The following is a 9,402-nucleotide window of genomic DNA, read 5'->3' as shown; positions in this document are numbered from 1 at the left end:
CGGCCGGCACCCCACTCCTACCCAACTGCCTCCGGTCGGCGGCCGCGTGGGCGGCCGTGCCCCGGGCCGGCGCCGTACGGGGATCAGGCCCCGGCGCTCTGCGCCAGCTCCTCCCACTCCTCGTCCGTGAGCGTGATCTCGGCCGCCGCCACGTTCTCCTCCAGGTGGGCGACACTGGACGTGCCCGGGATGGGCAGCATCACGGGGGAGCGGCGCAGCAGCCACGCCAGCGCGAGCTGCGAGGGGCTGGCGTCGTGCTTGCCGGCGGCACTGTCCAGGGGGCCGCCCGGGCGTGCGAGTTCACCGGTGGCCATCGGGAACCAGGGGATGAAGGCGATGTTCTCGCTCTCGGCGTAGTCGAGGACGTCCTCGGCGCTGCGGTCGGCGAGGTTGTACAGGTTCTGCACGGACACGACGTCCGCCAGCTCCCGGGCCTGCCGGATCTGCTCGACGGTCACCTCGGACAGTCCGATGTGCCGGATCTTGCCCTCCTGCTGGAGCAGCACCAGTTCACCGACCTGATCGGCGAGCGGCACCTTCGGATCGACGCGGTGCAGCTGGTACAGGTCGATGCGGTCCACGCCGAGATGACGAAGGCTCAGCTCGGTCTGCTGCCGCAGGTATTCGGGCCGGCCCACCGGGCGCCAGTCGTCCGGGCCGGACCGCGTGAGCCCGCCCTTGGTGGCGATGACAAGGTCGTCCGGGTAGGGGTGCAGTGCCTTGTGGATGAGCTGTTCGCTGACGAAGGGGCCGTAGGAGTCGGCGGTGTCGATGAAGTTCACGCCCAGCTCCACGGCGCGCCGCAGCACCCGCACGGCCTCGTCGGGGTCCTTCGGCTCGCCCCACACGCCGGGGCCGGTCAGCTGCATGGCTCCGTACCCGAGCCGGTGGACCGGCAGGTCACCGCCGAGGTCGAAGGTGCCGGAGGCCTCGGCCGGACGGGCAGAGGAGGAGGTGCTCATGGTGTGTCCTTCACAAGGAGCGCTGCGTCGGGTCGTTCCGAGTGCCCGCGCGGCGCCGGACCAAGCGGATCGAGACGTTCTGTCGCAGTCGGGCCCGGCTGTGACGAGCGCGGCCGTCCGCGCGTGCCGCGGTGCCGCGCCGTCACGCCGTCCCGGGCCGGTGGCCCGCACCGCCGACCCGGCCGCGGGTCACCGCCCGGCCGGGCGGTGACGGACACCGGCGGGCGAAGTGCGGTTGTTCACCGGACGGAGCCCTCGAGGAACTCGGCCAGGGCTCTGCCCGGCCGGAAGGTGACGACGGCACCCTCGTCGCTGTGGAAGCTGCCGAAGCTGCCGCACACGACCGTCTCGCCGTTCCGGAGTGCCTCGGCGATCGTGCCCGGGTGCTCCACGGTGCCGAACACGGCGTCCAGCACCCGCTCGACGTCCTCCGCCGCCAGCCTCGCCGGCGGATCCTGTTCCGTGGCCTTGCCCGCGGTCGCCTCGACCAGCCGCGTTCTGTTCATGTGACGCACCCGTTCCCGATCGGCCGGCACACCGGATCGTGCACCTCCACCATCGTGGTCCGCCGGCCTGCCGGCCGCACCCGCAGCGGGTCAGATCCGGTGTCCCCGCGCCGCGAGCCACCGGTGGACGCTCTCCTTGTCCGCGGGCGTGATGTGGGCGGGGCCCCGGACGTCGGGCCCCTCGTCCTCGTTGAAGCCGGTGTCGGTGACCCGGGCCGTCACCCAGTGGGCCAGATCCTGCGCCGCCTCCGGCGACAGCGAACCCTGCTGCCAGCCCTCCTCGGCCCGCCGCGCGGCCTCGGCGTCGTTCCGGCGTGTCTCCTCCAGCCAGACCGGCACGAGCCGCTCGGCCACCTGCTGGTCGTCGGCGGGGGACGCGGACTGCTGGTCGTGATGCTGATCGTGTGCCATGCCGGGCCGGGTTTCCCGCCACGACAGCACGATGCGCCCGGATCGCGGGCGGGAACGGGACAGCGCCCGCACGACGGGAGCGGGAGGCGCCCGCCCGCTTCGCCGGGCCCGGGGGCGGCGCCGGCCCGGCGTGCGTCGAGGATCAGGGGCGCAGCACCAGCCGGACGGGGTCGCCTTCCTTCCCGTTCCAGCCGCTGGACCGCCTCGGCGGCCTCCGCCAGGGGGAGGACCCCGCTGACGGAGGCGCAGAAATCCAGCCGCCCGCAATCCAGCCGCCCGCCCTGGACCAGGCGCAGAAGCTTCGGCGCGCGCGACCTCCTTGGTGGGTGCGGCCGGTGACCCCCGCACGGTCGCAGCTCACCACGGTGCACGGTACCGACGCCCGGGACCAGGGGCGGCGCGGGCGTGCCCCGTCCGCGGCACGCAGCCGACACAGGGGCGCCCCGACTGCCCGGGGCAGTCGGGGCGCGCCGTGGCCGCTGTCAGAGAGTGCCACCGGCGTCCCCTGGCGCGATGCGTCCGCGCCATGCTCCGGACTCGTCTCCCCGCTCCTCGATGTACTGCTTGAAGCGCTTCATGTCTCCCTTGATGCGCCGGTCCATCACACCCAGCAGGTCACCGGTCTTCTCGGCCACGCCGCTGGGCTCGATGTCCATCACGAGTTCGACGCGCGTGTGCGTGTCGTCCACCCGCTCGAAGCGGACCATGCCCTTCTGCTGGGTTTCACCGCTGGTGGTGCGCCACGTGATGCGCTCGTCGGGGAGTTGGTCGACGATCTCGGTGTCGAACTCCCGCTTGACCCCGGAGATCTTCGTGACCCAGTGGGTGTGCCGGTCGTCCAGCTGCCTGATCTCCTCGACCCCATCCATGAAGTGGGGGAAGGACTCGAACTGCGTCCACTGGTTGTAGGCGGTGCGGACGGGGACCTCGACTTCCACCGTTTCCTTGACCGTGCTCATGTACGTGTGCCTCCAGTCTCGCTGATCGGCCGCGGCGGGCCGCCGGCCCGCCGCTCGGCATGATGCGCGAGTACCCGACGAGTGCGGCTTTACCACCCCGCGTCCCGGACGCGGGGCCGACGCACCCCGCCACACCGGCCGCGGCGGGGTGTTGCGGGGCCGGGGGATCGCTATGCGGACGCCGCTGTCCGGTTTCCGCTCTTGACGGTGCATCGGCCGCCCGTCACTATCCCAGGCACCCCACATCGATCGTGGACATGTCATGCGGTCCCTCCGGTGCGCTCCTGCGGGCCAACCGCGTGCCTCCACCTCGAACAGACGGAGCCCACATGAAGCACTCCGTTCGCCTCCCCGGCACCGCCGCGACCACCGTCGCCGTCGCCGCCGCCCTCCTCAGCGGCGGTGGTGCCACGGCGGGGGCGGCCCCGGCTCCCCGGACGGCGGCCGCCGCGCCCGACATCTCCCTGACCGACGTCAAGGCCCACCTGGCGCAGCTGCAGTCCGTCGCGACCGCCAACGGCGGCAACCGCGCGCACGGGCGCGCCGGTCACAAGGCCTCGGTCGACTACGTGAAGGCCAAGCTGGACGCCGCCGGATTCACCACCACCGTCCAGCAGTTCACCGCGTCGAGCCGCACCGGCTACAACCTCGTGGCCGACTGGCCCGGCGGCGACACCAGCCAGGTCCTCATGGCCGGCGCCCACCTCGACAGCGTCACGGCGGGCCCCGGCATCAACGACAACGGCTCCGGCTCGGCGGCGCTCCTGGAGACCGCGCTCGCCGTGCCCCGGACCGGCTACCGGCCCGTCAGGCACCTGCGGTTCGCCTGGTGGGGCGCGGAGGAGCTCGGCATGGTCGGCTCCCGCACCTACGTCGGCGGTCTGTCCGCCGCGAACCGTACGAAGATCAAGGGCTACCTCAACTTCGACATGATCGGCTCGCCCAACCCGGGCTACTTCGTCTACGACGACGACCCCGCCATCGAGCAGACGTTCAAGGACTACTACACCGGGCTCGGGATCGCGACGGAACGGGAGACCGAGGGCGACGGCCGCTCCGACCACGCGTCCTTCAAGAACGCGGGCATCCCGGTGGGCGGCGTCTTCAGCGGGGCGGACTACGTCAAGACCTCCGCACAGGCCGCGAAGTGGGGCGGGACGGCAGGCCTGGCCTTCGACCGCTGCTACCACTCGTCCTGCGACACGGTGTCCGACATCGACGACACCGCGCTGAACCGCAACGCGGACGCGGTGGCGTACGCGGTCTGGGCCCTGTCGTCGTAGAGCCCCGGCACTCCGCCCCCACGGGAGTGCCGGCGTGCCGGAGGGGGCCGTCCGTCCGACGCCGCGGACGGCCGGCCCCCTCGCGCTCGGTCAGCGCACCCGGGCCACGCCGGCGTAGATGCCGCTCTCCTCCGAGGGCAACTCCACGCCGGGCTGCGTCCACCGAGTGGCCGTCACCAGGCCGGGCGCGACCAGGTCCATGCCGTCGAAGAAGCGCTCGACCTCCGACCGCGTACGGAAGGCGAGTTGGATGCCGCCCCGGGCGTACTCGGCGGTGACCCGGGCGGCGAGTTCCGGGTACAGGTCCGACGCGGCGTGCGACAGCACCAGGTAGCTGCCGGACGGCAGCGTGGCGACCAGGTCGCGGACGATGCCGTGGGCGTCCTGCTCGTCGGGCACGAAGTGCATCAGCGCGATGAGCGACAGCGCCACCGGGCGGTCGAAGTCCAGCACCCTCCGGGCGTGCCGGACGATCCCCTCCGGCTGCCGCACGTCGGCCTGTATGTAGTCGGTGGTCCCCTCGGGGCGGCTGACCAGGAGCGCCTCCGCGTGGCGCAGGACGATCGGGTCGTTGTCCGTGTAGACGACCTTGGCCGACGGCACGACGTCCTGCACGATCTGGTGCAGGTTCGGCTCCGTGGGGATCCCCGTGCCGATGTCGAGGAACTGGTCGACGCCCTGCGCGGCGAGCCAGGCCGCCGCCCGGTGCATGAACTCCCGGTTCTGCCGCGCCGCGTCCTTCGCCTGGAGCGGCAACTGCGCGCCGACCGCCTCGTCGACCGGGTAGTTGTCCTTGCCGCCGAGCAGCCAGTCGTAGACCCGCGCGGGGTGGGCCCTGCTGGTGTCGATCGGGGGGTGGGGGGTGTCGGTCGTCATGGCAGTCTCCGTCGCACCGGTGAACAGCTCGCGCCGTTTTCCGGATCATCCTACGTCGGAGTCGATCTGCCGTGCAGTCAGGGGCAGTTGAGGCGATGACGGCCGAACTGGGCACGGGAGCGGTGCGGTCGACGCCTCACCGGCGCAGCGGTCCGCCGGAGCGGTGAGTTCACCCGCCCCGGCGCGGGGCGCGCCGGCGGGCGGTCCGTCCCTCCGCTCCCGCGGACCGCGCGGGGTCAGCCGAGGGTTCCGGTCCGGGCGGCCTGCCACAGGTCGACGCCGCCGTCGGTGGCGTACTTGTCGATCTCGGCGAGCTCCTCACCGGTGAAGGCCGGGTTCTGGAGCGCGGCGACGTTCTGCTCCAGCTGCTCCACGCGGGAGGCGCCGATGACGAGCGACGTGACGCGCTCGTCCCGCAGCGCCCAGGCCAGCGCCATCTGGGCCAGGGTCTGCCCGCGCCGGGCCGCGATGTCGTTCAGGGCCCGCAGCCTGCCGAGCATGTCGTCGGACAGCCAGCCGCTGTCGAACGACTTCCCCTGCGCGGCCCGCGAGTCCTCGGGGACGCCGTCCAGGTAACGTCCGGTCAGCAGGCCCTGGGCCAGGGCCGTGAAGCCGATGACCCCGAAGCCCTCCTCCTGCGCGGTGTCGAGCAGGCCCTCGGTCTCGATCCAGCGGTTGAGCATGCTGTACGACGGCTGGTGGATGAGCAGCGGGGTGCCCAGGTCACGGAGGATGGCGGCCGCCTCGCGGGACCGCTCGGCGTCGTAGGAGGAGATGCCGACGTACAGGGCCTTGCCCTGGCGGACGGCGGTGTCCAGCGCGCCCATCGTCTCCTCGAGCGGCGTGCTCGCGTCGAGCCGGTGCGAGTAGAAGATGTCCACGTAGTCCAGCCCCGTCCGGCGCAGAGACTGGTCCAGTGAGGCGAGCAGGTACTTCCGCGATCCGCCGCCCTGGCCGTAGGGGCCCGGCCACATGTCCCAGCCGGCCTTGGTCGAGACCACCAGCTCGTCCCGGTACGGCGCCAGGTCCTGCTTCATCAGGCGCCCGAAGTTGATCTCCGCGGAGCCGTAGGGCGGGCCGTAGTTGTTGGCGAGGTCGTGGTGGGTGATGCCGAGGTCGAAGGCGCGCAGGGCGATCTGGCGCTGGGTCTCGAACGGCTTGTCGTCGCCGAAGTTGTGCCAGTAGCCCAGCGACAGGACGGGAAGGTCGAGCCCCGAGCGCCCGGTCCGGCGGTAGCGCATGGTGCCGTTGTAGCGCTCAGGGTCTGCGACGTAGCTCATCAGGCGTTTCTCCGGGTGGTGCGAGGGCGTGCGGTGCTCCGGGGGGAGCGGAGGGACATGCCCACCCTGCTCCTGAGTCATCCCGAAGTCCAACCGTTCCCCCGCATGGCATTCAGCAGCACCGTCGCTGAATGCCGTCGCGGCCCGCTGCTTGCCCCGGACCTGAGTGCCAGCATCGATGTCAGTGCTGCCTGCGATCCTGCCCGCATGGATGAGCTGGAGTTCATGCGTGGCCGGGTCTACGGCGCCGACCACGACGACGCGGGGCCGCGGCCCGGGCGGTCGTACGTGGAACTGGTCGGCGGCCCCCTGGACGGCCTGCTCCTCGACGTCACCGACCGGTCCGAGGGAGAACTGCGCGGCGGGGTCGAGCTGCCCACCGAGATAGGGCGCTACGGTCCGGGCGGCCGCGCCCTGTACCGTCCGCGGGCCGACGGCGGACGCCGTTTCGACTGGCGTGGGGACGTGCCCTGACGGCAGGGGGGCGGCGGAAGGAGGCCGAGGTGAGCCGCGGGGCCACCGGGCCGCGGGGCCCCCGCCACCGGCGCTGTGGCGGACCGCGGCTCGGAACGGAGCCGGTACGAGCAGGTCTCGAGCACCGGTTCCGCCGCCGACCCACGAGCGGCGTGCATGGGTCGGCGTGCAGCGGGTACGGGATGCGGCGCGGATGGATGGGGAAACACGGGTGGCGCGGTCCTGGACCGCGCCACCTCCGCAACCGCGCCGCGGGCCGCCCGGTCGGGCCTCCGCCCCCCTCACTCGACGCGCCCCGGTCGGGCCTGGCGCACGCCCTCGGCGGGCCCGGTCGAGCCGCACCGCATCTCCTCGGCGCGGGCCGCGTCCCACTGGCACCGCACGCCGTCAGGGGCGCCGCCACCGCACCGCGGACGGCAGGCGGCCGCCGTCCGCATCCCGGCAGCCGTGCGCCCCTGCACTCCCCGGCCGCCGTCGAGCACCGGTGGCCGACGTCGTCGCGGCGGTCCGAGCCGGTGCCGCCCCACCGGAGTCCGTGCTGCGGTCGGTGAAGGGCGGGTGCGGCGACAGCACGGCGCCGGTCCGCCGATTCGGCCCGGGCCGACCCGCCGGACAGCGGACGCGTACACGCAGGCAGTCGCATTGAGCATCCGACGCGTCAGAAACGTCACTGTAGTTGACAGCGATTGCACGGCGCCCGAGGCGGGACGGGCCGGCTGCGTAATAGCGCGCGGTGGGTCGTGCCACAAGGCCCGTCACCCGAAGGTGTGGTGGAAGAGGGACGCGTGGTACCGGTGCGCGCGGCGCGGACGTAGCGTCACATGCCGGTCGCATGAAGCAACGGCTCCTGCGGGCCGGAACAGGGGAGAGGACGTGAACGGAGTGAGAGTGGAGACCGACTGGGCCGAGCGCGGAACGTGCCGGGTGGGCAATCCGGACGACCTGTTCGTCGAGGGGGCGGCGCAGCACCGGGCCAAGGCCGTGTGCACCGGCTGCCCGGTCCGCACCGAGTGCCTGGCCTACGCCCTGGACCAGCGGATCGAGCACGGTGTCTGGGGCGGCATGACCGAACGCGAACGCCGGGCCCTGCTGCGCCGGCGGCCGACCGTCACTTCCTGGCGGCGGCTGCTGGAGACGGCACGGACGGAGCACGAGAGCCACCGCGCCGCCGCCCTGGGTGTCGCCAACCGGCCGGTGAAGGCGGTCTGCTGAGAGCGGGACGGCCGATGCGGCGGCAGCCGTCCGGTCCGTCCCGTCCATGTGCCCACCGGTACACGGCCGGGTGTCCGTGCCCCGGCAGGAGGACCGTGAACGCCGGCTCGGGTCGGCAGGGGAAAGGGGAGGTGCGGGGAGCACCGGAAGAAGGAAGGGGTCGCGCCGCCGATGCGCGCGGAGGCTCACCGGTCCAGGCTCAGCGTGGCCGTGACCCGCTTGCCGCCGTCCAGCGCGGCGGCTTCGAGCCGGTCGCTGAGCGTGTTGACCAGGTGCAGTCCGTGACCTCCGATGCGCTGCGCCTCGGGCGCCTGTATGCGGGGCAGCTCGGGGGAGGTGTCCCAGACCGTGATGCTGAGGGTGCGGTCGCCGGGCGTGAGCCGCAGCTGCAGTCCGCTGGGCCCGGGAGCGTGCCGGATGGTGTTGGTGACGAGTTCGCTGACTATCAGCTGGGCGTCCTGGGCGACGCGCTGATCGCCGGTGTGGCCGGCCTGGAGCAGGAATGCCCGCACCGCGTGTCGGGCGTCCGCGATGCGCAGGGCGTCGGTGTCCCAGGCGGCGTTGTAGTGGAGGGTGGGAGTCGAGCCGGGAGGCCGCTCGGCCGCCGCCTGCTTCCTAAGCGGATGGGCCATGCTCAGTGCCTTTGCGTGTCAGAGGGGTGCTTGCGGTGGCCGTGACTACGGCCCGTGTCCTCGTTCTCGTGTCGGTTACCCGCTGTTGCATCAGTCATGGGGACGGCGGCCGCACTTCGCTCGGTCGCGCACGTCCGCCGTTCAGCCGGCGTCGGCCTCCAGTGCCGCGGCGCGCGAGTCGGTGATCGTGAAGTGCTCGTAGGTCCCCGTCAGCCGCAGCAGCCGCACGACGGACTCCTGCAGGGGTCCGAGGAGAATCAGGGAACGGCCGCTCGCCAGGTGCCGCTGCCGGGCGGCGATCAGGGCGTTGAGCAGACCGCTGTCGCCGAACGTCACGCCGGACAGATCCACGACCGTCACGGACGTGCCCGCTTCGTCGGCTTCGGCCCAGGCCGCCTCGAGCAGGTCGGACTCGGCGTAGTCCACGTCGCCGCGCACCGAGATCTCGAAGATCCGCTCGTGCTTCCTGACCTGCACGGTCGCTTCAGAGGCCCAGTTCATCGGGACATCTTCACACTTCCGGGCGCGGCCGATCCAGTCGTGTGATCCGGCCCTCGTACCCGGTGTCCAGTCGGCTCGCCGAAAACAGGGAGGTGTGTCACCCGTGCGGCGGGGTAGACGCAGCCCAACGTGTTCCGGCACCGGGCCGGTCACCAGGGAGGACGAACATGACCGCGACGGCGACGGCGAAGATCGACACGAGCACGGCGCAGTTGCCGGAGGTCGCCGATCCCTCGAAGGTGGCTCCGCGGGACGCGCGGGAGCTGAGCCGGGTGTTCTTCGATCAGCTGGCGGTGCTGGAGGAGG

General features: G+C 72.5%; 11 protein-coding genes and 1 pseudogene. 4 read left to right on the top strand and 8 right to left on the bottom strand.

The genetic code is table 11. The annotated features are described in order from the left end of the window. Positions 1–83: 83 nt before the first annotated feature. The 4 genes from ACWDNY_RS30635 to ACWDNY_RS30620 form a co-directional block, all read right to left on the bottom strand. Positions 84–962: an aldo/keto reductase gene (locus ACWDNY_RS30635; RefSeq protein WP_451649071.1), complete on the bottom strand. Its 879-nt coding sequence runs from the start codon at positions 960–962 to the stop codon at positions 84–86. Positions 963–1,201: 239 nt separating this feature from the next. Next, positions 1,202–1,468, bottom strand: coding sequence for an HU family DNA-binding protein (locus tag ACWDNY_RS30630; RefSeq protein ID WP_451649070.1), 267 nt, complete (start codon positions 1,466–1,468; stop codon positions 1,202–1,204). Between the two features lie 90 nt (positions 1,469–1,558). Beyond that, positions 1,559–1,879, bottom strand: a complete 321-nt coding sequence (locus ACWDNY_RS30625; RefSeq protein WP_451649069.1) for a hypothetical protein — start codon at positions 1,877–1,879, stop codon at positions 1,559–1,561. A gap of 482 nt (positions 1,880–2,361) precedes the next feature. After that, positions 2,362–2,838, bottom strand: coding sequence for an SRPBCC family protein (locus ACWDNY_RS30620; protein WP_451649066.1), 477 nt, complete (start codon positions 2,836–2,838; stop codon positions 2,362–2,364). A gap of 329 nt (positions 2,839–3,167) precedes the next feature. Between ACWDNY_RS30620 and ACWDNY_RS30615 the strand changes: the two genes are divergently transcribed. Continuing rightward, complete coding sequence (locus tag ACWDNY_RS30615) at positions 3,168–4,121, top strand: M28 family metallopeptidase (RefSeq protein ID WP_451649065.1); 954 nt, start codon at positions 3,168–3,170, stop codon at positions 4,119–4,121. 90 nt (positions 4,122–4,211) lie between these two features. Here ACWDNY_RS30615 and ACWDNY_RS30610 read toward each other — a convergent pair whose 3' ends face one another. Then, positions 4,212–4,997 carry an SAM-dependent methyltransferase gene (locus ACWDNY_RS30610; protein WP_451649064.1) on the bottom strand — a complete coding sequence of 262 codons (786 nt, stop codon included), beginning with the start codon at positions 4,995–4,997 and terminating at the stop codon, positions 4,212–4,214. Positions 4,998–5,233: 236 nt separating this feature from the next. Further along, complete coding sequence (gene mgrA / locus ACWDNY_RS30605; protein WP_451649063.1) at positions 5,234–6,277, bottom strand: L-glyceraldehyde 3-phosphate reductase; 1,044 nt, start codon at positions 6,275–6,277, stop codon at positions 5,234–5,236. A 207-nt stretch (positions 6,278–6,484) separates the two neighbouring features. On the opposite strand from mgrA, the gene ACWDNY_RS30600 reads away from it, so the two are divergent. Together ACWDNY_RS30600 and ACWDNY_RS30595 are read left to right on the top strand one after the other, a co-directional pair. Beyond that, entirely contained in the window at positions 6,485–6,751 is a 267-nt protein-coding gene (locus tag ACWDNY_RS30600) for a hypothetical protein (protein WP_451649062.1), read from the top strand. An 882-nt stretch (positions 6,752–7,633) separates the two neighbouring features. Then, positions 7,634–7,963 (top strand): WhiB family transcriptional regulator, encoded by a 330-nt coding sequence (locus ACWDNY_RS30595; protein WP_451649072.1) that lies wholly within the window; start codon positions 7,634–7,636, stop codon positions 7,961–7,963. 185 nt (positions 7,964–8,148) lie between these two features. Here ACWDNY_RS30595 and ACWDNY_RS30590 read toward each other — a convergent pair whose 3' ends face one another. Next, the gene (locus ACWDNY_RS30590) at positions 8,149–8,595 is read right to left on the bottom strand and encodes an ATP-binding protein (protein ID WP_451649061.1); all 447 of its coding nucleotides are present in this window, start codon (positions 8,593–8,595) and stop codon (positions 8,149–8,151) included. Positions 8,596–8,736: 141 nt separating this feature from the next. Next, complete coding sequence (locus ACWDNY_RS30585; RefSeq protein WP_451649060.1) at positions 8,737–9,096, bottom strand: STAS domain-containing protein; 360 nt, start codon at positions 9,094–9,096, stop codon at positions 8,737–8,739. 167 nt (positions 9,097–9,263) lie between these two features. On the opposite strand from ACWDNY_RS30585, the pseudogene ACWDNY_RS30580 reads away from it, so the two are divergent. After that, positions 9,264–9,402: pseudogene (locus ACWDNY_RS30580) on the top strand (RNA polymerase sigma factor SigF); the annotation flags it as partial.

It is taken from the genome of Streptomyces sp. NPDC003697, from assembly GCF_053587115.1.
Note: the sequence above shows the minus strand (reverse complement) of the source record. Positions and strands in the feature narration are given on the sequence as shown.